This is a genomic window from Luteibacter aegosomatis, assembly GCF_023078455.1.
In the GTDB taxonomy this organism is placed as follows: Bacteria; Pseudomonadota; Gammaproteobacteria; order Xanthomonadales; family Rhodanobacteraceae; genus Luteibacter; species Luteibacter aegosomatis.
In genome coordinates this window covers 4595082-4621200 of sequence record NZ_CP095740.1, presented here as the reverse complement: position 1 = coordinate 4621200, position 26119 = coordinate 4595082, and the positions used below count along the sequence as shown (strand labels likewise).

Below are 26119 nucleotides of genomic sequence, written 5' to 3'. Positions count from 1 at the left end.
CGGGATGGGACGGGTGTTCATTCGAGCAGGCGGTTGATGTCCTGGATGTCGTCCAGCGACGCCACGCCCGCCGAACGCTTGAGCAGCAGCTTGTTGAGGATGAACTGGTGGCGCACCGAGATGTACTGGGTGCGCACGTTGGCGAGGATCTCGATGGCCACCACCACGTTGGTCAGGCTCTGCGTGCCGATGTCGTAACCGGCCTTCATCGACTCGACCGTTTTCTTCGCGGCCTCGACCGATCCGCGCGCGTCTTCCACCTGGCCGATGCCGTCGGTGACGAGGTTGAAATAGTTGTACGCATCGCGCGCGGTGCGGCGGCGCAGGGCCTCGAGGTCTTCCTGGTCGGCGTCTCGCTGGTGGATCGCCTGGCGAACCTGCGACTGGGTCAGGCCACCGCTGAAGATGGGCACGGTAAGCACGAGGCCCAGCGTGGTATTGCCCGGGCCGTAACTCGCGCCGCCTCGTGTCGTGCTCGACCATGCACCCGTCTTGTCGTAACCCACCGAGAGCCCGAGGGTCGGCAGGTGGCCGGCGCGGGCCGCTGAGATGGAATGCTCGTCGGCGCTCACCAGGTGGCTCGCGGCGAGGAGATCCGGGTTCATGTTCATGGCCTGGTCCACCCAGGCCTTGGCGTCGTTCGGCGACGGCGGCTGCATCGGCAGGTCGTCACGCAGGGTCTTCAGGTGGCCGGGTTCCTTGCCCGTGATTTCCTGCAAGGCGCGGCGCGCGTCCTTCAGGGCATCCTCCGCGGACACCCGCTGCGAGCGGATGTAGAAGTAATAGGCTTCGGACTGGCTGAGGTCCGACGCCGGGGCCAGGCCGTCCTTGAACAACTCGGAGGCCTGCTCGTGCTGCTGCTTGTACGCGTCCTCGTACGACCGGAAGACGGCGAGCTGGTCCTGCGCCACGAGCGCGGCGAAATAGGCCGAAGCGACGCGCACGTAGAGGTTCTGCAGTTCCCCGCGATAGGTTTCCTCCTGCGCGTCGGCGGTGTCGTGCGCGCCGCGCTCGCGGGAGAACTTCGACAGGTCGAGTACCGTCTGGTCGAGCGACAGCGAGAGGTCGCGTTCGCGACTGTGCCCGCCGTCGCCCGACGTTCCCTGGTCGCTGCCGTCGGCATAGATGCGACCGGGATGGAACTGTTGCAGCTGGAGGCCGGCGGAAAGCTGCGGAAGCAACGCCGACCGGGCCTGCGGCACGGCTTCGGCGGCGACCAGCCGACGCGCGTCCGCGCCGGCCAGCACGGGATCGTTGGCCACGGCCTGCCGGTAGATGTCGAGCAGGTCTTCCGCGCCCGCGACGGCCGGCAGCCACGCGAGGGCCAGCACGAGCCGGCCTGCCCAGGTTTTCGTCCCCATCGTCGATTGTCCTTGCACGCTTGTGTGGAGTGCCGCGCCGCATCGTGCGCGACAGGCGGGTCAAGCGGCCGGGAGCAAGTTGCATGCCATGGCGCGAAGCGCGCCACGTGGCGGCGCGTGGCGCATCGCGAGTGTCCGCGGACACGCCGGTGCGGACACTGGACGGGAATCGACTATCCCGCGTTTACGGCGGCCTGCTGATTCGCCGGTGAAGGGAGTTCGGCGTCGACGGTGAGCGGCGCGTCGCCCTCGAGCCATTCGCGCGCCTCGGCATGATCGGCCACCGCGGGCGGCGAACCGCGCAGCGGCAGGCCGGCCGTTTCGGTGACGAATGCCATCGTCACCATGCCGACCACGGCCGCCGCCATCAGGTAGTACGCCGGCACGAGGGGATCGCCCGTGCGCTCCACCAGCCAGGCGGTGAGCAACGGGGTGGTACCGCCGAACAACGACACCGACAGATTGAACGCGATGGATAGCGCGCTGTAGCGCACGGGCGTGTAGAACAGCGCGGGCAGCGTGGACGGCATGGTGCTCGTGAAGCAGACCAGCGCGACGCCGAGCAGCATGAGGCCGGCGAAGATGAGCACGTCGCTGCCGGTACCCAACAGGAGCATGCATGGGATCGCGAGCGCGAACATCGCCACGCAGGCACCGACGATCATCGGCTTGCGTCCGAACCGGTCGCTGAAGTGTCCGCCGATCACGTTGAGCGGCATCATCACCAGCATGACGATGAGGATCAGCAGCAGTCCCTTCGCCTCGCCGTAACCCAGCGTCACCGTGAGATAGCTCGGCATGTAGGTGAGCAGCATGTAGTCGGTGACGTTGAACACGAGCACGAGGCCGATGCACTTGAGCAGTTGCGGCCCATGCACGGCGACCAGCTCCCGGAGGCCGACGCTCGGCATGTCGCCCTGCCCCTCCATCGCTTCCGCGTGCGCCTTGAATGCCGGGGTTTCCTCCAGCTTCATCCGCATGTACAGGCCCAGCAGTCCCAACGGACCGGCGACGAGGAAGGGGATCCGCCAGCCCCAGTCGAGCATGGCGCGCGCATCCAGCAGCGAAGTCAGCGCGGTCACCACGCCCGCGCCGGCGATGTAGCCGCCGAGCGTGCCGAACTCCAGCCAGCTCCCCATCTGTCCTCGTCGCGCGTCGGTGGAATATTCGGCGATGAAGGTCGCGGCGCCGCCGTATTCCCCGCCGGTGGAGAAGCCCTGCAGCAGGCGGGCGAGCAACAGCAGCGCGGGTGCCCATAGGCCGATGCGTTCGTACGAGGGGATGAGGCCGATGGCGAAGGTACCCAGCGCCATCATGATCATCGTGGCGGCGAGCACGCGCTGGCGCCCGAAACGATCGCCGAGCGGGCCGAACACGAGGCCACCCAGCGGACGCACGAGAAACGCGACGGTAAAGGTGGCGAAGGTGGCGATCACCTGCGCCGTGGGGCTGTTGCCCGGGAAGAACACGTGGCCGAGCGTGACGGCGAGATAGCCGTACACCCCGAAGTCGAACCACTCCATCGCGTTGCCCAGCGCAGCGGCGCCGACGGCTCGCCTCAGCATGGGTTCGTCGACGATGGTGAGGTCGTCGGGCTTCAGGTTCGCGCGGCGGCGGGTGAACCAACCGAAGTGGGCATCGTTCCCGGTGTATTCCGGCATTCCCATCGGTGCTCCTGTTCGCACGGACGGGCACGCGCCGGCGTGGCCGGAAGGACCGTCCTGGGATAGGGATGCGCAACGCGTCGAAGGCGTCGCCTGGCGCGGTCGGAAGACTCGCGAGGATGTTCCGCGGGGGGCGTCGACATGCGACGCGGCGGAGACAACCCGGGGAATTTAACAAATAAGGTGTTAAGAGAGCGTGGCGCTCACCCGGCCGGTCGGCCGGGTGCCGGCGTCAGAGCCTGCGGGGTGCGGTCGAGCCGCGGACCACGAGCTCGGGGCTGAAACCCTCGTTGTCGATCACGTGCCCTTCGTCGCGGTCGAGTTCGGCGATGAGCCGCTGCGCCGCGTGGCGCCCGATTTCCTCGGTGTTCTGCCGGGCGGTGGTGAGCGCGGGCCACGACTGCTTGGAGAACGGGCTGTCCTCGAAACCGGCGATGGACAGCTCCCAGGGCACGTCGACGCCACCCGAGCGCGCGGCGGCGAGCACGCCGGCGGCGATCTCGTCGTTGGAGCCGAAAATCGCGGTGGGCGGCTCCTTCAGGGCCAGTAGCTTGCGGGCGCCGCGGAAGCCGTCGTCGAAGGAATAGTCGCCTTCCACCACGAGCTTCTTGTCCACCGGCAGGCCGTATTCGCGCAGCGCGTCTTCGTAGCCCTGGTAACGCTCGGGGCTCGAGCGGTGATCCTTGCCACCCCAGAGGAAACCGATGCGATGGTGGCCGAGCTGGATGAGGTGTTCGGTGATGGCGTAGGCCGCGTCGCGGTCGTCGACGAACACGCAGGGCCAGCCGTCCTTCGGATCCTGCCGCGCGGAGATGATCCGCACGAAGGGCACCTTCTGCTCGGTGAGCGCGGCCAGCAGCGCGGGTTGCTCGGACATCGGCGGGCACAGCACCAGGCCGGCCAGCCGGTTGCGCCGGACCAGGTCGCCCAGCTGCTCGGCAAGCCGGGGCGCCGAGGAGTCGCAGGGATGGATCTGCAGGCCGAAGCCGCGCTCCCGGCACACCGACAGCACGCCGTTCTGCATGGCGATGACGTAGTGCGCGTTGGGGTTGTCGTAGACCAGGCCGAGGGCGTAGGTACGCGAACTGCGCAGGCTGCGCGCCGCCTGGTCCGGCTGGTAGTCGAGCGCCTCGATCGCGCGCTGCACCTTGTCGCGGGTGCGCGCGTGCACGGACGGCTCGTGGTTGATGACGCGGGATACCGTCTTCAGCGAGACGCCCGCGCGTTCGGCGACGTCCTTGATGGTGGGGCTGCGCAATCTACGACCCTCTATGGCAAGACGGCCATCCTAATGGACGGCCGTCTCCTGGCGAAGATATATGTGCGTCAGTCCCTGACGTGTTGCCCGACGCGGTGGCCCGCCGCGCCGTAGTACAGGATGTAGAGGTAGCAGGGCACCATGATGCAGAGGAACACGGCCTGGAAATCGTGGGTCTGCTTCAGGTGGGCGAAGATCACCGGGATGATCGCGCCGCCGGCGATGCCCATGATGAGGAAGGCCGACCCGAACTCGGTGAGCCGGCCCAGGCCCTTGATGGCCAGCGGGAAGATCGCCGGCCACATCATGGCGTTGGCGAACCCCAGCGCCGCGACCAGTCCGACCGAGACGTAGCCGCTGGTCAGGTAGGTGCCGATCGACAGCGCCACGCCGAGGATCGCCGAGAACGCCAGGTAACGCTGCTGGGAGACGAACCTGGGAATCAGCACCAGGCCAGCCACGTAGCCGACCAGCATTGCGATGAGGGTGAACGAGGTGAAGTGCTGCGTGTCGGCGGGGTTCATGCCGAAGCCCTGGCCATAGGTGCCGATGGCGTCGCCCGCCATGACTTCCACGCCCACGTAGACGAACAGGCAGAGCACGCCCAGCCACAGGTGCGGAAAGCTCAGGAGGCTGCCTTTCGCGTGGCCGATGGCGCGCTCGGAGTTGTCGCTCGACGGCTTGATCTCCGGCAGCGACGACCGCACCACCCAGATCGCCAGCACCACCAGCAGGCCGGCCATCACCATGTACGGCATGTGCACCTTGGCGGCGAAGGCGGCGAGCAGGGCATCCTTCTGCACCGGGTCGGTGGTGGCGGCCACCTGGTCGCCGAACGTGCGGATGTTGCTCATCACCACCGCGCTGAACACGAACGGCGCGGCCGCGCCGGCGAGCTTGTTGCAGATGCCCATGAAGGCGATGCGCTGCGCCCCGCTCTCGATGGGGCCGAGGATCGAGATATACGGGTTCGATGCCGTCTGCAGCAGCGAAAGCCCCGCGCCGATCACGAACAGGCCGACGAGGGCCCCCGGGTACACGCGCATGGTCACGAACTGGCCGAACATCACCGCGCCGATGGCCATCACGAACAGGCCCAAGCCCATGCCTTTCTTCATGCCGGTTTTCTTGAGGATGAACGACGAAGGCAGGGCGAGGAAGAAGTACGAGAGGTAGAACGCCATCGGCACGAGGAAGGCGTTGACGTCGTCCAGGTTGAAGGCCAGCTTCACGAAGGTGATCAGCGGGCCGTTGAGCCAGGTCACGAAGCCGAAGATGAAGAAGAGGACGCCGATGATGATCATCGGAACCAGACTGGATGGGCGCGTCTGGTCGACGGCGGCCGAAGTGGACGACATGGGTGCTCCCCGGTGGTTGTGCGTGGCGTGCCGGAACGGTCGGGCGCGCGGCGATTTGTCCCTTTATTGACTCGTGCGCGCAACGTTGTCAATGCGAATGCTTGCTCCCCCATGGACGGGGCGTGGCCTCCCGGACTTTCGATGGTGCAACGCAGCATGGCGAGCCTCCGCGAATAATCACGATCTAACTGGGGCGTTTTCCCCAAGTCGTTGAAACCACATGCATGAGTGCTATTGCGCCGCATGACGGAAATTCGCGTGTCTTGTCCTTTTGTCCCATTGACAACGTTGTCATCCGGCTTCCAGACTCCGCTCGAATCGAGCCGTCATGGAACTTTCACCGTGACGACGTCAGGGCGATCATCGGGGAGCATCGAGTGGGCGAATCGGCCAAGCAGCGGGAGATCGTGCGTGCGTCCCAGGCGGAGGCGTTCCTCGCCGCCGACGTGGGCGGAACGCATGCCCGCATCGGTCTCGTGCGCCGTGCCGGCGACGGCATCGAGGTGTTGCGCTACGAACGCTATGCCTGCGCCGACTGGCCGAGCCTCACCGCCGTGCTGCAGGACTTCGTGACGCATCTCGACGGCCAGGCCGCGGTGAAGCATTGCGCCGTGGCGTCCGCCGGTTACGTGCTCGGCGATGCCGTGGTGAACGAGAACCTGCCGTGGTCTGTCTCCATCGGTGACATCCGCGACGCGCTCGGCCTCGCCGGCCTCGCCGTGGTCAACGATTTCGAGGCCGTCGCCTACGCCTGCCAGTTCCTGCAGACCCACGAAACCCAGCCTATCATCCCCACCAGCGTCGCCCCGGCGACGGGCCCGGTGCTGGTGATGGGGCCGGGCACCGGACTGGGTTCCGCCGTGCTGTTGCCGGGTTCGCCGCACGCCACCGTGTTGCCCACCGAGGCGGGACAGATCTCGCTCGCGCCGGGCAACGAGCGCGAGATGGCGATCCTTCGCGAACTCGCCCGCGGTCGCGACTACGTGTCGTACGAGGCGGCGCTTTCGGGCCCCGGCCTCGTCAATCTCTACCGGGCCATCTCGACGCTGCGCGGCACGACCGCGACGCTGGCCGAGCCTTCGGACGTGACGCGCGCCGCGCTGGACGGGAGCGATCCCGCCGCGGTCGAGGCGCTGGACGTCTTCTGCGGGCTGCTCGGCAGTTTCGTGGGCGACCTCGCCCTGCTCTACGGTGCCCGCGGCGGCGTGTACCTCGCCGGCGGCATCCTGCCGCAGGTACGCGACCGCCTGCTCGCCAGCAGCTTCGCCAACAGGTTTTTCAACAAGGGCGTCATGCGCGCCTTTCTACAGCAAGTGCCGGTACGTCTGATGGACCACGGACAGTTGGGTGTGATCGGTGCCGCCGGTCTCTACCTGCACGGTTCGACCGCTCATTGAAGAGCGGGAAAGGAACGCGTCACGCGTCAAGTTAGGAAGCCGGGGCCGCGAGGCCCCATCGATCGCAAAACATTCATCCTCTGAGGGGAGGACACCATGTCGCATCGCAGGAACCTGCTCACGGCGAGCATCATCGCCGGATTGTGTTGTATCGCCGGAACGGCCGTCGCGCAGGACACGACGCAGCCCGCCCATACCCAGACCGCCCAGGAAAAAGCCGATGCCGCCAAGGCCGCCCAGCTCGAGGGCGTGACGGTCACGGGCATCCGCGCCAGCCTGGAGAAGTCGCTCGACACCAAGCGCAACGCCGACGCGGTGGTCGAAGCGGTCACCGCCGAGGACATCGGCAAGTTCCCCAACACCAACGTGGCCGAGGCCATGACGCAGATTCCCGGCGTCGTGATCGATCGCCAGTTCGGCCAGGGCGACCGCGTATCGATCGACGGTACCGATCCCAGCCTCAACCTCACCTTCCTCAACGGCCAGCCGATCTCGCAGACGCCGTGGCAGTACGGTGCGCAGCCCAATCGCGGCTTCGACTTCACCATGCTCGCGCCGGAAATCATCGGTCGCCTGGAAGTGTTCAAGTCGCCCGAAGCGCGCCTGCCCGAGGGTAGCCTCGGCGGCACGGTGATGCTGCATACGCTGCAGCCGCTCGACCTGCCGGCCAACACCATCCGCGGCAGCTTCGGCCTGAACTACAACGACCAGGCCAGCAACGGAAGCCGTCCGTCCGGCTCGGTGCTGTACAGCTGGAAGAACACCTCCAACACCTTCGGCATGATCGCTTCGTTGCAGCATTACGAAGAGAAGATCGATCGCCGTGGCCTGGAAATCTTCAGCTACAGCCCCGTATCGAAGTGGGCGGCCAGCCCGTACGTCGCCGACGGCATCGCCAACGGCACGCTGGACCCGAATGCCAAGGTACCCGACGAAGTCAATGCGGCGTACTTCCAGCAGAAGCGCAAGCGCGACACCGCCACGCTCGGTTTCCAGGTCCGACCGACCGATAACTGGGACATCGACGTCAACTCGCTGTTCATCCGCGAAAACTTCGACAACTGGAACCAGTCGCTCTACCCGTTCACCGGCTCGTCCGGCACGCTGGGCAACATCACCAGCTTCACCCCGGGTCCGAACGGCGTCATCACCGGCGGCCACGTCTGCGGCAACGATAACGTGGGCTGCCCGGCCATCGCCCAGGGCACCTTCGACAGCAACATCCGCAAGTCGGTGGTGCGCACTTCGGCATTCGACGTGAAGTCCACCTATCGCGGCGACAGCTGGACCCTCGGCGGCGCGGCCGGTTACAGCAAGGCGGTGAACAACGACATCTCCCAGGCGGTGATGGAGCCGGTCTACGGCGGCGGCTATACCTGGGACATCAACCACGGCTTCAACTTCGACAGCCCGGCGGCCGCGCGCAATCCGGCCAACTGGCACATGGGCGACGCCCCGGGCCTCGGCGGCTGGCCGGGCAACTACGGCGACTACGACGCCCATTCGCGCGATACGTACGGCCAGCTCGACTTCAGCAAGAACTTCGACAGCTTCTTCAACGAAATCCAGGTGGGTTACCGCTGGAATCGCCACGAGGAGGCGATGAACGCCCACGTGTACGGCCCCAACGCACCCATCTCGCTCGCCGACCTGGGTACCTCGGGCTACACGAACCTCAGCGGCGTCGGCCTGTGGGACGGTGCGGCCAGCCACATCATGCCCGACCCGGATGCGCAGTACGCCTGGGTGCGCAGCACCAACGGCGGCAACGAGGATCCGGGCACGTTCCTCAACGGCACGTTCAAGATCATCGAGAAGACCAACGCGGCCTACGCCCAGGCGAACTTCGCCGGCGGCGATTTCCACGGCAACGTGGGTATCCGCTACGTCGACACCAAGACCGACGGCTACGGCTACAACTACCTCGGCGCGCCCGTGCTGCCGGCGCCGGCGGGTACGTACGTGAAGGCTTCGCAGACCACGAAGAACTGGCTGCCGTCGTTGAACGTCGCCTACGATCTCGCCGAGGACGTGGTGCTGCGCTTCGCCGCGGCCAAGGTGATCGCCCGCGCGCCTTACAACCTGCAGGTGAACAACCTGTTCCTCAACGACACCGTGCTCACCGGCGCGGGCGGCAACGCCAACATCAAGCCGTACAAGTCGAAGAACTTCTCGCTGTCCGCCGAGTGGTACTTCGCGCCGCAGTCGTACCTGGCCCTCACCGGCTTCTACAAGAAGGTCGACGACTACGTGTTCCAGGACGTGGTCCAGGAGCGCCACTTCAACTCCGCCACCTCGACCGATCCGGCAACGTTCGCCTCGCAGCTCGCCGCGGGCCTGTGCACGGCCGACGGCTTCTGCACCTACGACGTGAGCCGTCCGGAAAACGTCGGCTCGGGCAAGATCAGGGGCGGCAGCCTCAGCTACCAGCAGGCGTTCGGCGAGACCGGCTTCGGCGTGACCGCCAACTACACCTATGCCAAGGGCACCCTCGATGCGGGCGGCGCGCTGCCGTACAACTCGAAGAACGCCTACTCGCTCAGCCCGTACTACGAAATGGGCGCCTTCAGCGCACGCATCACGTACAACTGGCGCAGCAAGTACCTGGCGGGCGGCTACGTCGCCGGTGCGCCGCCGGCCACCACCGAGGACTACGCCGATCTCGGCGCCACGTTGGGTTACAAGCTCAACGACAAGGTCTCGTTCACCCTCGCGGGCATGAACCTGACCAACGAGGAATACAAGCAGTACATCGGCACCAAGTCGTTGCCGGTCGCCAGGTACACCACCGGCCGTCGCTACATGGCCTCGGTGCATTTCGACCTCTGACGAGCGTCATGGATACGCGGCCACGGAAGGCCGCGACACCCCTCGAAGCTTCATTCCCCTCGGGCCCGGCGATGTGCTTTCCGGGCCCGTTTTTTTTGCGGCGGACGGAAAGAAGACGCTGGATTCCGGCCTTCGCGGGGACGACGTGGGAGGGTAAGAACCGTCTCGGCAAACCTCATGCCGTTCCTGCGAAGGCCGGAACCCAGCGTCTTCCGCCTGCTTTTCGCGACACCCACCGTCACCAAGGCACTTTACGATCCACGAGCCACCCCTTACGTTTCACGTTCAAGGTTTCGAAACACAGGGAATCCCGATGCGCCGTATCCTCCTCGCCGCCCTCGTCCTGGGCCTGTCCGCCTGCGCCACCCAGGCGCCGAAGCAAGCCGGTGGCCCCGTCGACACGACGCCGCTCTCGTTGATTCCCATGCCCGCGCAACTCACGCGCACGCCCGGCCACTTCCGCATCGACGCGAAGACGCCCATCGTGGTGGCCCCGGGCGACACGGCGGCGAAACGCGTGGCCGGACAGTTGCAGGGCTGGATTCGCCTGGCCCGCGGTTTCGCACCGCCCATCGTCGAGGGCAAGCCCGGCGGGGGCATCTCGCTGGTGACGCAATCCACCGTCAAGGGCCACGAGGCCTACGCGCTCGACGTGGACGCCAAGGGCGTGCGCATCGCCGCCAACGACGAGACCGGCCTGTTCTACGGCGCGGTCACCTACTGGCAGCTGCTGACCGATCCCGCTTCGCAGAACGGCGTGCCGGGCGTGCACATCGTCGACGCGCCGCGCTTCGCCTGGCGTGGCCTGATGCTCGATTCCAGCCGCCACTTCCAGTCGGTGCACGACATCGAGCACCTGATCGACCAGATGGCGATGCACAAGCTCAACACCTTCCACTGGCATCTCACCGACGACCAGGGCTGGCGCCTGAAGATCGACAAGTATCCCAAGCTCACCGAGGTGGGTTCGTGCCGCAAGGCGGTGGGATCGGACACGGCCGGCGGCGACAGCTACTGCGGCTTCTACACCAAGGACGACGCGAAGCAGATCGTGGCCTATGCCGCCGAGCGGCACATCACCGTGGTGCCCGAGATCGAGATGCCGGGGCATGCGCAGGCCGCCGTGGCCGCCTATCCGCAGTACGGCACGGGCAAACCCAAGAAGGTGTCGTCCGACTGGGGCGTCAACACGGCCCTGTTCAACACCGACGACGCCACGTTCGTGTTCCTCCAGGACGTGCTCGACGAGGTGATGGAGATCTTCCCCTCCTCGTACATCCACGTCGGCGGCGACGAGGCCGCGAAGGACGAATGGGAGCGCTCCAAGGCGGTGCAGGCGCGCATGAAGACGCTGGGCATCGACGACGAGGAAAAAATGCAGGGCTGGTTCATCGCCCGCATCGGCGATTACCTCGACAAGCATGGCCGTCGCCTGATCGGCTGGGACGAGATCCTCGACGGAAAGGTGCCGGCGAGCGCCACGGTGATGTCCTGGCGCGGTACCGAGGGCGCGATCAAGGCCGCCAACGCCGGCCACGACGTGGTGCTGGCGCCCTCGCCCGTCCTGTATCTCGACCGCGTGCAGTCCAGCCTTCCCGACGAGCCGCCGGGCCGTCCCTCGGACGAGACGCTGAAGACGCTCTACGACTTCGACCCCATGGTGCCGGGGATCGGCGCCGACAAGGCCGAGCACGTGCTGGGCGCCGAGGCGACGCTGTTCACCGAGCACATGCACGACTGGTACCGCATCCAGCATGCGACGTTCCCGCGCATGGCCGCTTTCGCCGAGCGCACCTGGTCGTCGCGCGCCGACTGGAACGGCTTCCTTGCGCGCCTGCCCGTGCAGATGGCGCGCTATCGCTCGGCCGGGATCATCCCCGCCGACAGCGCTTTCGCCGTCGCGATCTCCGTGGCTCCCGCGGGCAAGGACGGCGCGCGCGTCACGCTGTCCAGCCAGACCGGCTACGGCACGGTGCGTTACACCACCGACGGGACCACGCCGACGCCGCAATCGGAGGCCTATACCGCCCCGTTCGACGTGAGCCTGCCCACTACCGTCAAGGCCAATACGTTCGAAGGCGGCTTCGGGCTGGCCGGCGTGCGCGAGGAAGCGATCGACGCGAAGTCGCTGCTGCATCGCACGAGCGTGCAACTGGATACCTGCACCGACGATCTTCCGTTGCGCATCGAGGCGCCGGAGATGGTCGACGGCGTGCGGCCGATCTACAAGGCCGACATCATGAACACCTGCTGGATCTGGAAGAGCGTGCCGCTGGACGGCCGCTACGGCGCGACGATCAGCGTCGATCGCCTCCCCTACAACTACGCGCTGTGGAAGGCCGCCAAGAACGTCGTGTCGCGCAAGTCGCGTTCGCGCGCGGGCGAGATCGAGATCCACCAGGACACCTGCGACGGCCCCAAGCTGAGCACCATCGACCTGTCCAAGGCCAAGGACGGGCGTGCCACGTTGCAGGGCGTGTTGCCCAAGCGCGAGGGCACGCACGACCTGTGCTTCGTGATCACCGGCAAGCCGGGGCCGAAGATGTGGGTGATCGCGGATATCCAGTTGCGCTGAGGTGGCCCGATTCGCCGATACGATCGGCTCCCACCCCTTCGGTAGCAAGGCCTCGACGAGATGGCTGCCCGAAGGAGTGGGCCCATCGGCGGCATGATTTCGACGAGATGCCTACCGAAGGGTGGGAGCCGATCGTATCGGCGAATCGGCTCCTCCCCCCTTCGGTAGCAAGGTCTCGACGAGATGGCTGCCCGAAGGAGTGGGCCCATCGATGGCATGATTTCGACGAGATGCCTACCGAAGGGTGGGAGCCGATCGTATCGGCGAATCGGCTCCTCCCCCCTTCGGTAGCAAGGTCTCGACGAGATGGCTGCCCGAAGGAGTGGGCCCATCGGTGGCATGATTTCGACGAGATGCCTACCGAAGGGTGGGAGCCGATCGTATCGGCGAATCGGCTCCTCCCCCCTTCGGTAGCAAGGCCTCGACGAGATGGCTGCCCGAAGGAGTGGGCCCATCGGCGGCATGATTTCGACGAGATGCCTACCGAAGGGTGGGAGCCGATCGTATCGGCGAATCGGCTCCTCCCCCCCTTCGGTAGCAAGGTCTCGACGAGATGGTTGCCCGAAGGAGTGGGCCCATCGATGGCATGATTTCGACGAGATGCCTACCGAAGGGTGGGAGCCGATCGTATCGGCGAATCGGCTCCTCCCCCTTCGGTAGCAAGGTCTCGACGAGATGGCTGCCCGAAGGAGTGGGCCCATCGGCGGCATGATTTCGACGAGATGCCTACCGAAGGGTGGGAGCCGATCGTATCGGCGAATCGGCTCCTCCCCCTTCGGTAGCAAGGTCTCGACGAGATGGCTGCCCGAAGGAGTGGGCCCATCGATGGCATGATTTCGACGAGATGCCTACCGAAGGGTGGGAGCCGATCGTATCGGCGAAAGCAGACGAAGCGACGACGCAGGACGCTATCGGTAAACCGGCGTCCGCATATCCGCCCGACGCTGCAGTGCCCCCAGCACCGCCCTCTCCTCCTCCGCGTCCAGCGCCATCATCGTCACGAACTTTCCCGCCACCATCGCGCCCAGCGGCATGCCGTCGCGGATGGCGATGCGCGTGCCGATCGTGGCCGGTACCTTCGAGCCGACCACGATGCTGCCGACGAGGTTGAGCGGATCGGTGCCCGTGATGCAGACGATCTCGCCGTCGTGCTCGCGATGACGGATCTGCCGAAGCGCCGCGAGCGCTTCGGGCAGGGCGAACTGCTCGCCGACCAGGCCGTCGACGAAACGCCCGCCGCGGATCTCGCCGCGCGCCTCCAGGCGGTGATACACGCGACGCAGGTCGCGCCACGCGGGTAGCCAGGCGGCCTCGCGCTCGAGGATGCGCCAGCTCACCACGCCGTAACGGCGCAGCAGCGTGCGTGCGACGTGTTCCAGCGCATCGGCGTCGTTGCGGTCTTCACGTGGCCGGCGGGCGAGCGACCAGCGGCCCGCGTCCTCGATGCCGTTGAGCATGTGGCGTTGCGTGCGACGGTGCCGACCGTTGCCACGCTTGGACGCAGGCAACAACAGGGCGCGCAATCCCGCGAAGCTGTCGGCCGTGGCGCGGCCGGCGGCGACGAGCTCGCCGAGCGCGTCTTCCAGTTCGGTGCGCAGCAGACGCGTGGCGGTCGCCAGTTCGTCGAAGAACAGCGCGCCTTCGTCGCGCAGCGTGTCGGCCACCGCCTGGGCACGCGACGACAGCTTCACCTCGTCGGAAGCGGCCGGCGCCACCGACGACCACACGGGCAACTGCCTGCGCGGCAACAACACGATGGGCGTGGCCCGCACCGGGCCACCCGTACCCGTGCCCGGTCGCAGGCGGCTCCAGACGACGCGGCCCGCGCGGCAGAGATCGTCGAGCCAGCCGATGCCGTAGTCCGACACGCGCGAAGGGAGCAGTTCCGATTCCCACGCGCCCGCCGCCGCCTCGAATCCTTCGAGTTGGGCGATCACGCCGGCGAGCGCGTCGGGCCCGGACACCTGCGTGCCGCGCGTGACGTGCTGCCAGTCCAGCAGGAAGCGGAGGAAATCGCGCGGCGCCACCGGTTCGATCTCGCGACGCAACCGGCCGATGGTGTAACGGTGGATACGTGCGAGAAGATGGCGCTCGCACCATTCCACCTCGGTGGTGCCGGGCGTGAACGGGCCGCGCATCACGTAACCCTCGGCCTCCAGCGCCACCAGCGCGAGTTCGATGTCGAGCGAATCGACGCCGAGCGAGTCGACCAGCGCCTGGGCCGGCACCGGGCCCAGGCCGCCGAGTCGGCCGCGCACCACGTCCACCAGCGCGCTTTCGCGCGTCCACGCCTGCGCGGCGTATTCGGCGGGTGCCGCGATGGCCGGCTGCATCGACGGGCCGTCGTGGATGGCCTGCCAGGCGGGCAGGCGTTCGGCGGCGACCCACAGCGCGGTACCCGCGTGGGTGAGCAAGGTGGCGCGGGCATCCTTGGCGAGCGCACCGAGCAGCGTCGCCCAGCCTGCGTTGTCGCGCGCTTCGCCGGGCGTGACCGCACCGAGCAGCATCAGCGCCTCGTGCATCTCGTCGACGTTGCGCGCGTCGGGCCACGCCTCCACGCGCACCGCGTCGATGGCCTCGGCGTCGAGGCGGCCGAGGTCGTCGGCGGTTTCCGCGTCGTTCCAGCGCCGCGACTGCACGGCCTGCGTGCGCCGCTCTTCCAGCGGCGCATCGTCGAGGAAGGCATACGGCGAGGCGTTGAGGATTTCGGCGGCCAGCGGCGACGGCGTGGCGAGATCGCGCGCCACCACGCGGATGTCGCCCGATTCCATGCGCCGCAGCAAGGCGAGCAGGCCGTCGACATCCATCGCCTCGTGCAGGCAGTCGCGCAGGGTCTGGTTGACCAGCGGATGGTCGGGTACCTCGCGTTCGCCGACGAGATTTTCCGCGCAGGCCACCTGGTCGGGGAAGACCGTGGCGAGCAGGTCTTCGCCCTTCATGCGCTGCAACTGCGGGGCGACCTTCCGTCCGCCGGTGAAGCGCGGCAAAGCGAGCGAGGTGGTGGCGTTCCAGCGCCAGCGCACGCCGAACAGCGGCGCGTCGAGCAGCGCCTGCACGAGCACGTGCTCGGCGGTGTTCGAGTTGAGGTAACGCCCCGCGTCCTCCAGCGGAAAACTGTGGCTGGTGGAGAGCGACAGCACGATGGCGTCTTCGGTGGCCGCGGCCTGGAGTTCGAAGTTGAACTTGCGGCAGAAACGCTTGCGCAGCGCCAGTCCCCAGGCCTTGTTGATGCGGCTGCCGAAGGGGGTGTGGATGATCAGCTGGCTGCCGCCGGATTCGTCGAAGAAGCGCTCGAACACCACGGTGTCGCGGGTGGGCAAGGCGCCGAGCGCCGCGCGGGCACGCAAGAGGTAATCGACGATCTGCTCCGCCGCGGCCTTCGACAGCGACAGTTCGCCCGTCGCCCAGGCGAGCGCGGCGTCCCGTCCACCCTTTTCCAGGCAGGCATCGATATGCTGGCGCAGGCGCGACACGCCTTCGGAGAGTTCGTCGGTGCGGCCGGGCGCCTCGCCCAGCCAGAACGGAATGTTCGGCGGCTGGCCCTGGGCGTCTTCCACGCGCACGCGGTTGGTTTCCACGCGGATGATGCGATACGAGCGGTTGCCGAGCTGGAAGATGTCGCCGGCGTTGCTCTCGACGGCGAAATCCTCGTTCACCGTGCCGACCGTGACCGATTGGGGTTCGAGCAGCACGGCGTAGTCGCCGGTTTCGGGGATGGTGCCGCCGGAGGTGACCGCCGCGAGCCGCGCGCCGCGACGCTCGCGCAGACGGCGGTTCACCGCGTCGCGGTGGATGTACGCACCGCGCGGTCCCACGCGCGTGGTGAAACCGTCGGCCAGCATGCGGACGGTCTCGTCGAAGGTGTCGCGCTTGAGGTCGCGGTAGGGCCACGCGCGACGGAACGTATCGAACAGCGCGTCTTCGTCCCATTCCTGGCAGGAGACTTCGGCCACGATCTGCTGCGAGAGCACGTCGAGCGGTTCGTCCGGAATGATCAGGGTGTCGAGTTCGCCGCGACGCACGCAATCGAGCAGGGCCGCGCATTCGACGAGGTCGTCGCGCGAGGTGGGAAACAGGCGTGCCTTCGGCGTGCCGCCCACGGCGTGGCCCGCGCGGCCCGCGCGTTGCAGGAAGGCGGCGATGGAGCGGGGCGAGGCGATCTGGCAGACGAGGTCGACGTCGCCGATGTCGATGCCCAGTTCGAGCGAGGCGGTGGCGACGAGTGCGCGCAGCTTGCCGTGCTTGAGTCGTTGCTCCGCGTCGAGACGCTGCTCGCGCGACAGGCTGCCATGGTGCGAGGTGACGGCGTCGTTGCCGAGGCGGTCGGCGAGGTGGCGCGCCACGCGCTCGGCCATGCGCCGCGTGTTCACGAACACCAGCGTGGTGCGGTGCTGCTCCACGAGGTTGGCGAGGCGGTTGTAGACCAGCTCCCACATGTCGTTGGACATCACCGCTTCCAGCGGCACGGGCGGCACCTCGAGCGCGAGGTCGCGTTGGCGCGCGTGGCCGATGTCGACGATCGCGCAGTCGGCGCTTTCGCGACCGGTGAGGAAGGCGGCCACTTTCGCGATGGGCTTCTGCGTGGCCGACAGGCCGATGCGTACGATGCGCCGCGGCGCGAGCGATGCCAGCCGTTCGAGCGACACCGCGAGGTGGCTGCCGCGCTTGCTCGACGCCACGGCGTGGATCTCGTCGACGATCACCTCGCGCACGTGGCCGAGCATGGCGCGGCCGGACGCGGAACCGAGCAGCACGTAGAGCGATTCGGGCGTGGTCACGAGGATGTGCGGCGGCCGCTTGCGCATGCGCTCGCGATCGGACGCGGGCGTGTCGCCCGTGCGCACGGCGGTGCGGATCTCCACGTCGGGCAGGCCCTGCCTGCGCAGTTCGTCGCGGATGCCGGCCAGGGGCGCCTCGAGGTTGATGCGGATGTCGTTGGACAGCGCCTTCAACGGCGAGACGTAGAGCACGGTGGTGCGGTCGGGAAGCCCACCGTCGCGCACGCCCTCGCGGACCAGCGCATCGATCGCGGACAGGAAGGCGGTGAGCGTCTTGCCCGAGCCGGTCGGCGCGGCCACCAACGTATCGCGTCCCGAGCGGATGGCGGGCCACGCCGCCACCTGCGCCTCGGTGGGCGCGGGGAACGTGGCCTCGAACCAGGCGGCCACGGCGGGATGGAAGGCGGCGAGCGGCATCGACTTTTGTGAATTCATTGAACCACTTGGATGGGGGCGGAAACGCTCCCCGGCAAGCGTCGAGGGTAACCCTTCACCGTCTCGAGGGTTGCGATAAAAACGTTACGGCGCCAAGGTTCTGCTTTTCCCGATCGAGCCGCGACCATGCCTTCCATCCTGCGCCCCACCGCCCTCGCCGTCGCCATCGGCCTTGCCGGTACCGCTTCGGCCGCCACGGCGCCGGACAGGCCCTGGATGGACCGCTCGCTGTCGGCCGACAAGCGCGCCGAACTCGTGGTGGCGGCGATGAGCGACGACGAAAAGTTCGCCCTCATCCACTCCAAATTCGGCAGAAAGGAAAACGAGAAGGAGGCCACGCCGCCCGAAGGCGCGCTGGGTGGCGCGGGCTACATGCCGGGGATTCCGCGCCTGGGTCTTCCCGTGGTGCAGGAGACCGACGCCGGCCTGGGCGTCGCGCGCCCGGCCTACGCCGGCAAGGGCGGCATCTCGCTGCCCGCCGGGCTGTCCACCGCCGCCAGTTTCGATCCCGCCGTGGCCCGGGCGGGTGGACGCATGATCGGTGGCGAGGCGCGCGACAGCGGCTTCGGCGTGATGCTGGTCGGTGGCGTCAACATCGCGCGCGATCCGCGCAACGGCCGCAACTTCGAATACGCGGGCGAGGATCCGGTACTCGCGGGCACCATGGTGGGTTCGGCGGTGAAAGGCGTGCAGGACAGCCGCATCGTGGCCACGGTGAAGCACTTCGCCGTCAACGACCTGGAGACCGGCCGCAATTCGCATAGCGCCGAACTCGATCCGGTGGCCATGCGCGAATCCGACCTGCTGGCCTTCCAGCTGGCCATCGCCAAGGGCGATCCCGGTTCGGTGATGTCCTCGTACAACAAGGTCAACGGCACCTGGGCCGGCGAGCATGACTGGCTGCTCAACCGCGTGCTCAAGGGCGAGTGGGGTTTTCGCGGCTTCGTGATGTCCGACTGGGGCGGTGCGCACAGCGGCGCCACGGCGGCGCTGGCCGGGCTCGACCAGGAATCGGCGGCGGAAGCGTTCGATGCGGAGGTCTTCTTCGACAAGCCGCTGCGCGCCGCGCTGGCCGACGGCAGCTTTCCCAGGGAGCGGCTCGACGACATGGCCCGCCGCATCCTGCGCAGCCTGTTCGCCCACGGCGTGATCGACGAGCCGCCGAAGGTCGGGAAGATCGACGTCGCGGCCGATCGCGACGTGGCTCGCGATACCGAGGAAGCCGGCGCGGTGCTGCTGCGCAACGAGGCCGGCTTGCTCCCCCTGGCCGGCAAGGGCCAATCGGTGGCGGTGATCGGCGGTCATGCCGACAAGGGCGTGCTGGCCGGCGGCGGCTCGTCGCTGGTCACCGACCTGTCCGGCGATCCGGTGACCGGCCTGCAGCCCACGACTTGGCCGGGCCCGGTGAAATACCACCCGTCGGCGCCGCTCGCGTTCATCCGGCCGCTGGCGGAAAAGGCCACGTTCGATCCGGGTACCGACCCCGTCGCCGCGGCGAAAGCGGCCGCGGCCGCCGACGTGGCGATCGTCTTCGTGACCAAATGGGCGGCCGAATCCTTCGACACGCCCGACCTCGCGTTGCCCGACGGGCAGGACGCGCTGGTCGAGGCGGTGGCCAAGGCCAATCCGCACACGGTCGTGGTGCTGGAAACCAACGGCCCGGTGAAGATGCCCTGGCTCGACCAGGTCGGCGCCGTGCTCCAGGCGTGGTACCCGGGCTCGGGCGGCGGCGACGCCATCGCCCGCCTGCTGTACGGCAAGGTGTCGCCCGGCGGCCGCCTGCCGTTGAGCTGGCCGAAGGACGAGTCGCAGCTGCCCCGGCCGGTCATCCAGGGCGCGGGCCTGCCCGCCAGCGGCGCGCCGGCCGAGCGTATCGACTACAACATCGAGGGGGCCGACGTCGGCTACCGCTGGTACGAGAAGACCGGCAAGGAGCCGCTGTTCCCGTTCGGCTATGGCCTCACCTACGCGAGCTTCGCCTACGACGGCTTCAGCGTGGACACCGATCCGTCGGGTCGCCCGGTCGCCCACCTCACCGTGAAGAACACAGGCAAGGTCGCGGCCGCCGACGTGCCGCAGATCTACGTCACGGGTCCGTCCGGCGGCACGCGCCGCCTCGCGGGCTGGACGAAGCTCACGCTCGATCCGGGAGCGAGCCGTCGCGTCGATATCCCGCTGGAACCGCTGGCGCTCGCGCGCTGGGACGACGCGGGTCGGCGCTGGCGCATCGGCGCCGGGAGCTACACGTTGAAGCTCGGTCGCACGGCGGTGCATTTCGAAGGAGAGGCGAAGATCGAACTGCCCGAGAGTTTTCCGATGGCGAAGGCGCCGTAGTCGCGAAGACCGAACGCAAGGCGCTGGGCTCCTGCCTTCGCAGGAGCGACGTGAGGTTATTGGTGTAGTTCGTCGCTCCTGCGAAGGCAGGAGCCCAGCGTCTTGCGCCACTACACGCGAAAACGACAGTTCATGCGAAGAATGACCGCATGAAAAAACGTCTCGCCCTGGTCGCCCTCGCCGCCCTCCCCACGGTCGCACTCGCGGACCCGCCCGACTTCGACCGTCCCGGCGCCGGCTTCGCCACGTCGGTGCTCCCCGCCGGCACGCTCGCGCTCGAACAGGGCCTGCCTACCTACGAACGCCAACGCCAGGACGGCCTGCTCGACCGGACCTATACCGCCGATAGCCTGATCCGCATCGGTCTGGGCGGCGCATGGGAAGGCCAGATCGGCGGCTCGGCATGGAACCGCCTCGAGGAACGTGGCGGCGCCGAGCGCCGCCACGCGGTCGGCCATGGCGACAGCAGCGTGGCGCTGAAATACGCGCCCTCGGGCACCGACGGCGACGGGAGCTTCACCTGGGCCGCGCTCGGCGAAGTGACCTTCGCCAACGGCGACGAGGACTTCGGCAACGGTGCACGCCAGTACAGCCTGGGTAGCACGATGCAGTGGAAGCCGGACAAGGATCACCAGAACACGCTCTACGCCAACCTCGATCGCCTGAAGGGCCGGAATACCTGGACGCTCGCCCCGACCTTCGGGCGCACGTTCGGCGAGAACGGGATGGGCTACGTGGAGATGGACGCCATTCACGACGCCGAGGACGGCAACGAGGTGCAGGCCGGCGGCGGCCTCGCCTATACGATCGGCGATCACGTGCAACTGGATGCCTATGCGCTCCACCGCGTCGGCCGCCATGGCCCGTCGGTGAGGGCGGGCCTCGGCCTGTCGATATTCTTCGGGAAAAAGGCCTAACGGTTCGCGCGACGCATGGCGCGGAACAGGACGAAGGTCAGGATGGCGCCGAGCACGAGCCCGGTACCCGCACCCCAGACGGCGCCCGAGCGCGCGCCCACGGCGTAGCCGATGCCGCAACCCAGCAGCATGAACAACGGAAGAGGAAGGCAGCCCATCGACCGATTATAGGGAAGCCGCCAAAAACATGGCCCTCGCGCTCACGCGGAGGGCCATGGCGACCGTCCCTTGGTCAAGTGGCAAGCCACATAACGCGGCCCGGCGTAACCGGCGCGGCGTTATCGCCGATGAAGGGGGGATCGATCCTGGCACTAGGGACGGACGGCATCCTGCCGTCGGATCGGTCATCGGCGATTCGCTGCCCCCGCGGCCGGAAGACCATGCGGGGGCACGGACGATATCTTGCGCACGCGCGTGCCCGACGGATATAGGAGGATTCTTAAAAATCGGCAAACTTTGCTCGATAAGAGGAGATATTCCTCAAAATCGACATCACGCGGGGACGCGGCGAGTCACGGGGCGGGACGGATGCCGCGGCTGGGGCACGTCGCGCGGCGCCGGTTTGGCAGGTAGGGGCGGCGGGGTGCCGCGGCTGGCCAGGCTGCGCAGTTGCGCGCAGTCCGAGGTGCCGTAATCGCGTTTTCCGGGTTCTCTTTGCATGGTCGGATCCTCTGCCGTTCCCTCCCGAACGAGCAGCGTGATACCGAAAAGGGAAATTTACGGTGGCGCCGGGGTGAAGGTTCCGTGACAGGACCTCCTCCCGCCGAGGCCCGCCAACGCGTTAAGGCGGCGTGGAGGCGTTGTCGGGCATGCGCTGGATCAGCTCGGTGGCCAGCCGCTCGTAGTTTTCGTCGAAGTGGTGCGAGCCGGGCTTCTTGTAGACCGTGACGAAGGCGGGCAGGCGCTTGTCGGTGCAGAGGCTGTCGTCGGCGTCTTCCTCGCCGTAATAGCAGGCCATCGGCGGCCTGCCGCCCAGCCGCACGATGGGCGGCATGGCATCGGTGTGCACCACCGGGTTGATCCACTGCAGGAAGTTGTGGGTGTGCGTGGTCCACCAGCCCTGCTTCATGTAGCCCTCGAGCTCGATCTCGAAGTTCACGTCGCGGCTGCCCGAGAGCAGCACCAGCTGGCTCAGCCGGGCGCGATTGTCCGGCCGTATGCCTTCCACGATGGTTGGCAGCACGTCGGCACCGAACGAGTAGCCGATCAGCAGCACGCGGCGCTTGTGCCACTGCGCGGTGTACTTGTCGAGCAGCCGGTCGAGGTCGTGCGCGGATTCCTCGGGCGAACGGTATCGCCAGAAGTACTTGAACGTGCTGATGCCGGCCACCGGCACGCCGCGCTGGGTGAACACGGCGCCCAACCGCTGGTCGAGGTCCCACCAGCCGCCGTCGCCGGAGTAGATCACCACCAGCAGGTCTTCCTGGCCTTTAGGGGGGGATGTCAGCGCCGGCAGTTCGACGGTGGAGACTTCCAGCGACGCGCGCGTCCAGGGATGCCAGGCCAGCAAGCCGACGGCGAGGACCAGGCCCAGGCCGAGCAGGACGTAACGAAGGATCTTCCTCACCGGCGCACCACCCCGCCCAGGCCGCCCGAAATCAGGCTGGCGACGTTGGCCAGTGCCAGCGGCAGCGCGATGCCGCCGCCCACCGCGATGTAGCGCGGCTCCCATTCGGGATCGAACTTGTCCTTGTAACGATGCAGCCCGCGGAAGTTGTAGAAGCGCTCGCCGCGGCCGAACACCATGGCGCCGAAGCGGCTCCACAGCGGCGCGGTGCGCCGGTTGGTCAGGCCCGACAGGGGCGCCATGCCGAGGTTGAACCAGCGATAGCCCTCGGCTTTCGCCCAGACCATCAGTTCGATGAACAGGAAATCCATGATGCCGGCGGGGCCTTCGGGCAGGTGGCGCATGAGGTCGACGGAGGCTTCCTCCTTCGACGTGGTGAGGAACATGTTGGCGAAGGCCACCGGCTCGTCGTTCTGCCAGACCACCGCCATGGGCGTGCGGGCCAGGTAACGCTCGTCGAAAAGGCCCAGGGAAAAGCGCTTCTCGCGCACCTTCTTGTCGCGCATCCAGGCGTCGGAGATGGTCTTCAGGCGAGGCAGCAGGGCGGGTACCCGCTCGGCCGGCACCACCTCCATGCGCAGGCCGTCGCGGGACAGCTTGTTCACCGTGCCGCGCAGGGTCTTCTTCGACTTGCCGTCGAGGTTGAAGGTCTCCAGGCGCACGCGGGCTTCCTCGCCGATCTTCAGCAGGTTCATGCCCACTTCGAGGTAGAGGTCGAGGTCGGCCGGGCGCACCTGGTAGAACAGCGGCCATCCCCCGGCGCGTTCGCAGGCCTCGCGAAACGCCCAAACCAGTTCGCGGCGCGCGTCCTCGTCCTCGCCCACCGGGTCGCCCATGGCCACCCAGCTGCGGCCCTCGATGTCGTACATGAGGAAGGCGCGGTCGTCGGGGGCGAACATGAGCGTCTTGTCGCCGACGAGCGCCAGGTGGGCCTGTGCCGAATCGAAGGCCTTCAGCAGGGGCATCGCCCGGGCCATCTCGGCTTCGCCCGGACGCGCGCGGCGCGGACGTTCGGGGCGGATGAGGTTGGCCAGCGCGAACAGCATCACCACGGCGGCGGCGCCGACCAGCGCACGCAGGGCGCGAGGCGCGCCACCATGGCGGAAGCTGAACTCCCACCAGAGGTTGTTGCTGTATTCCACGTGCTTGAAGCTGAAGAACACCAGCCAGGTGGCGCAGCCGAACACGGCGGCGATGGCCAGCACCCAGCCGGGCGAGAAGGTGGCGCGAAACAGCGAGGCGCGGCGATAGAAGTGCCGGTGCGCCGGTGCGAGGGCCAGGGCCAGCAGGCACAGCAGCGAGGCTTCCTCGTAGTCGATGCCCTTGAGCAACGAGAACACCGCGCCGAGGATCAGCATCACCAGGGTCAGCACGTAGGCGGCATCGAGCCGTCGCTGGAGACCGCGGGCGAGGATGAGCAACAGCATGCCCACCACGCTGGAGAGGAAATGCGCCGCTTCCACCAGCGGCAACGGCACGAAGCCGCGAAGGATATCCATGCGGCCGGGGATCGCCAGGGTGGCGCCGGAGAACAGCAGCACGGCACCGCAGACCAGGGTGAGGCCGGCGAAGAACGGCGGCAGCACGGCGCTGAACCACGGGCTGATCAGCGTGGCGTGGCGCAGGGCGCGCACCTCGCGCCAGATCACCATCAGCGTGGCGGCGGCCAGCGGCAGCAGGTAGTACACCAGGCGATACGCGGCGAGCGCGCCGAGGATGGGCGCTTCCAGTCCCTCGTTGCCGGTGGCGCCGAAACCGGCCAGCATCACCGCCTCGAACACGCCCAGGCCGCCCGGCACGTGGCTGATGAGACCGGCCATCTGGGCGAGCACGAAGATGGCGAGGAAATGCCCGAAGCCACCCACGATGGCCTCGGGCATCAGTACGTAGAGCACGCCGGCGGCCAGCCCCCAGTCCAGCGCGCCGATCAGCACCTGCCGCACGGCCACCAGCGGCGCGGGCGCGGTCATCGCCCACCGGCCGATCCGCAGGGGGCGGCGCATCGTCAGCGCCATGGCGATCCAGCCCAGCGGCACCAGGGCGAGCACGATCGCCAGCGGGATGCGCAGGTTCGCGAACGGGATGTCGGCGGGGATCGGCACCAGCAACAGCGTGACGCCGGTGAGCGCGGCCAGGCCCAGCCAGAAGCTCAGCGTGGTGTAGAGCACCACGCGCGCCACCTCCCCGGTGGAGAGGCCGGCCTGCACGTAGAAGCGGTAGCGGATGGAGCCCGAGACGAGCAGCGACATGCCCAGCGCATTGGAGAAGGCATAGCTGATGAAGGAGATCAGGCCCACGCGCCTGGCCGGCAGCCGGCGGCCGATGCTGGCCAGGCCGAACCAGTCGTAGAGGGTCATCACGGCATAGCCTGCCGCGGTCAGCAGCACCGCCAGGGCGATATCGCCGTCGGACAGCGCATGCACGTAGCCGGCGATCTGCCGGTAGGTGACCTCGCTGGACATGGCGTGCAGCGCCCAGAGCGCCAGGCACAGCAGGCCGACGGACAGCAGCGGGCCACCGATACGACGGAGCAGGGTCGCGTAGAACGCGGGCTTCGCGGCGGTGTTCGGGAGCCCCGGACTTGTTTCGTGCTCCACCGTGCCGCAACCCCAAGGATGACCGTTCGTAAGGGCGTGTAGGGTGCCACAGAGCGGCTTGCGAAAGCAGCTTCGAAACGGAGTTTCCGCTCCGCCGGAATCGCGGACAGGGTCCGCTCCCACCCTCCGGTGCGAAACTCTCCACCGGAGGGTAGAGCGGACCCTGTCCGCGATGGCGTTACAGGTTGGCGCTGTCCACCAGCACCAGTTCGGCGTCTTCCAGCGCCGTGACCCGCAGCACCTTCTCATCGCGGATCGCCGCACCGTCGCGCGCATTCAGGCGTTGGCCGTTGACTTCCACGCTGCCCACGGCCGGCACCATGTAGGCGCGACGGCCCTCGCCCAGCGTGTATTCCACGGTCTGCCCGGCCTTCACCGTGGCGCCCACCACGCGGGCGTCGGCGCGGATCGGCAGGGCGTCGCCGTCGTCGTCCATGCCGCTGGCGAGCGTCACGAAGGAACCGGCGCGCTCATCCTTCGGGAAGGCGCGGGTACCCCATGAGGGGGCGCCGCCACGCTTCTCGGGAATGATCCAGATCTGGAAGATCCGGGTTTCTTCCTTCTCGGCGTTGTACTCGGCGTGCTTGATGCCGGTGCCCGCACTCATCACCTGCACGTCGCCGGCCACGGTGCGGCCCTTGTTGCCGAGGCTGTCCTCGTGGCTGATGGCGCCCTGGCGGACGTAGGTGATGATTTCCATGTTGTCGTGCGGGTGCGGCGGAAAACCGCTGCCGGCGGCGATCACGTCGTCGTTCCATACGCGCAGGGCACCCCAGTGCACGCGCTTGTCGTCGTGGTACGAAGCGAACGAGAAATGATGCTTGGCGTCGAGCCAGCCGTGGTTGGCGCCGCCGAGGCTGGCGAACGGGCGAATGTCGATCATGAGCTTCTCCCCCGGATAACCGGACTGGGTTGACGGAATGGGTGTATTTTCCTCTTCCGTTCGCGGCGTGGCGCATCGCCGTGCCGAACGCATCGTTTCCGGAACGTGCCTTGTGAGGGTTGTTTTGCGGGCGGGCAGGCCCATGTCGGACGCATCGGCGGCTCGG

14 protein-coding genes are annotated in these 26119 nt (G+C 67.7%); 5 read left to right on the top strand and 9 right to left on the bottom strand.

The features are described 5' to 3' along the window. Nucleotides 1–17 precede the first annotated feature (17 nt). From L2Y94_RS20625 to L2Y94_RS20610, 4 genes are all read right to left on the bottom strand, one after another. Nucleotides 18–1361: a TolC family outer membrane protein gene (locus L2Y94_RS20625; protein WP_247371762.1), complete on the bottom strand. Its 1344-nt coding sequence runs from the start codon at nucleotides 1359–1361 to the stop codon at nucleotides 18–20. Between the two features lie 173 nt (nucleotides 1362–1534). Further along, nucleotides 1535–3022, bottom strand: coding sequence for a glycine betaine/L-proline transporter ProP (gene proP, locus L2Y94_RS20620; RefSeq protein WP_247375374.1), 1488 nt, complete (start codon nucleotides 3020–3022; stop codon nucleotides 1535–1537). Nucleotides 3023–3257: 235 nt separating this feature from the next. Continuing rightward, entirely contained in the window at nucleotides 3258–4283 is a 1026-nt protein-coding gene (locus tag L2Y94_RS20615) for a LacI family DNA-binding transcriptional regulator (RefSeq protein WP_247371759.1), read from the bottom strand. Nucleotides 4284–4351: 68 nt separating this feature from the next. Further along, nucleotides 4352–5641 carry a sugar MFS transporter gene (locus L2Y94_RS20610; RefSeq protein ID WP_247371756.1) on the bottom strand — a complete coding sequence of 430 codons (1290 nt, stop codon included), beginning with the start codon at nucleotides 5639–5641 and terminating at the stop codon, nucleotides 4352–4354. A gap of 377 nt (nucleotides 5642–6018) precedes the next feature. Between L2Y94_RS20610 and glk the strand changes: the two genes are divergently transcribed. From glk to L2Y94_RS20595, 3 genes are all read left to right on the top strand, one after another. Continuing rightward, nucleotides 6019–7038 (top strand): glucokinase, encoded by a 1020-nt coding sequence (glk, locus tag L2Y94_RS20605; RefSeq protein ID WP_247371754.1) that lies wholly within the window; start codon nucleotides 6019–6021, stop codon nucleotides 7036–7038. 96 nt (nucleotides 7039–7134) lie between these two features. After that, nucleotides 7135–9867, top strand: a complete 2733-nt coding sequence (locus L2Y94_RS20600; protein ID WP_247371751.1) for a TonB-dependent receptor — start codon at nucleotides 7135–7137, stop codon at nucleotides 9865–9867. Nucleotides 9868–10180: 313 nt separating this feature from the next. Further along, nucleotides 10181–12442, top strand: coding sequence for a family 20 glycosylhydrolase (locus L2Y94_RS20595; protein ID WP_247371750.1), 2262 nt, complete (start codon nucleotides 10181–10183; stop codon nucleotides 12440–12442). Between the two features lie 908 nt (nucleotides 12443–13350). Here L2Y94_RS20595 and L2Y94_RS20590 read toward each other — a convergent pair. Continuing rightward, nucleotides 13351–17637: a DEAD/DEAH box helicase gene (locus L2Y94_RS20590; RefSeq protein WP_247375373.1), complete on the bottom strand. Its 4287-nt coding sequence runs from the start codon at nucleotides 17635–17637 to the stop codon at nucleotides 13351–13353. Between the two features lie 144 nt (nucleotides 17638–17781). On the opposite strand from L2Y94_RS20590, the gene L2Y94_RS20585 reads away from it, so the two are divergent. Continuing rightward, complete coding sequence (locus L2Y94_RS20585; RefSeq protein ID WP_247371748.1) at nucleotides 17782–19989, top strand: beta-glucosidase family protein; 2208 nt, start codon at nucleotides 17782–17784, stop codon at nucleotides 19987–19989. A gap of 149 nt (nucleotides 19990–20138) precedes the next feature. Continuing rightward, entirely contained in the window at nucleotides 20139–20906 is a 768-nt protein-coding gene (locus tag L2Y94_RS20580) for a transporter (RefSeq protein ID WP_247371746.1), read from the top strand. On the opposite strand, the gene L2Y94_RS20575 is transcribed toward L2Y94_RS20580, so the two are convergent. The 4 genes from L2Y94_RS20575 to L2Y94_RS20560 all read right to left on the bottom strand — a co-directional run bounded on the left by L2Y94_RS20575 (nucleotide 20903) and on the right by L2Y94_RS20560 (nucleotide 25953). Beyond that, nucleotides 20903–21064, bottom strand: a complete 162-nt coding sequence (locus L2Y94_RS20575) for a hypothetical protein (RefSeq protein WP_247371745.1) — start codon at nucleotides 21062–21064, stop codon at nucleotides 20903–20905. The genes L2Y94_RS20580 and L2Y94_RS20575 overlap by 4 nt on opposite strands. Nucleotides 21065–21687: 623 nt before the next feature. Next, nucleotides 21688–22473: a virulence factor gene (locus tag L2Y94_RS20570; RefSeq protein ID WP_247371743.1), complete on the bottom strand. Its 786-nt coding sequence runs from the start codon at nucleotides 22471–22473 to the stop codon at nucleotides 21688–21690. Further along, on the bottom strand, nucleotides 22470–25070 hold the full coding sequence (gene mprF / locus L2Y94_RS20565) for a bifunctional lysylphosphatidylglycerol flippase/synthetase MprF (RefSeq protein WP_247371741.1): 2601 nt from the start codon (nucleotides 25068–25070) through the stop codon (nucleotides 22470–22472). The genes L2Y94_RS20570 and mprF overlap by 4 nt, the downstream gene beginning before the upstream one ends. A gap of 178 nt (nucleotides 25071–25248) precedes the next feature. Then, entirely contained in the window at nucleotides 25249–25953 is a 705-nt protein-coding gene (locus L2Y94_RS20560) for a pirin family protein (RefSeq protein ID WP_247371739.1), read from the bottom strand. Nucleotides 25954–26119: the final 166 nt, after the last annotated feature.

Coding starts and splice junctions, on each gene's coding strand:
- L2Y94_RS20575 (WP_247371745.1), bottom strand. CDS start 21,064: ATGGGCTGCCTTCCTCTTCCGTTGTTCATGCTGCTGGGTTGCGGCATC.
- L2Y94_RS20595 (WP_247371750.1), top strand. CDS start 10,181: ATGCGCCGTATCCTCCTCGCCGCCCTCGTCCTGGGCCTGTCCGCCTGC.
- L2Y94_RS20585 (WP_247371748.1), top strand. CDS start 17,782: ATGCCTTCCATCCTGCGCCCCACCGCCCTCGCCGTCGCCATCGGCCTT.
- L2Y94_RS20610 (WP_247371756.1), bottom strand. CDS start 5,641: ATGTCGTCCACTTCGGCCGCCGTCGACCAGACGCGCCCATCCAGTCTG.
- proP (WP_247375374.1), bottom strand. CDS start 3,022: ATGCCGGAATACACCGGGAACGATGCCCACTTCGGTTGGTTCACCCGC.
- L2Y94_RS20590 (WP_247375373.1), bottom strand. CDS start 17,637: ATGCCGCTCGCCGCCTTCCATCCCGCCGTGGCCGCCTGGTTCGAGGCC.
- L2Y94_RS20560 (WP_247371739.1), bottom strand. CDS start 25,953: ATGATCGACATTCGCCCGTTCGCCAGCCTCGGCGGCGCCAACCACGGC.
- L2Y94_RS20625 (WP_247371762.1), bottom strand. CDS start 1,361: ATGGGGACGAAAACCTGGGCAGGCCGGCTCGTGCTGGCCCTCGCGTGG.
- L2Y94_RS20580 (WP_247371746.1), top strand. CDS start 20,139: ATGAAAAAACGTCTCGCCCTGGTCGCCCTCGCCGCCCTCCCCACGGTC.
- L2Y94_RS20600 (WP_247371751.1), top strand. CDS start 7,135: ATGTCGCATCGCAGGAACCTGCTCACGGCGAGCATCATCGCCGGATTG.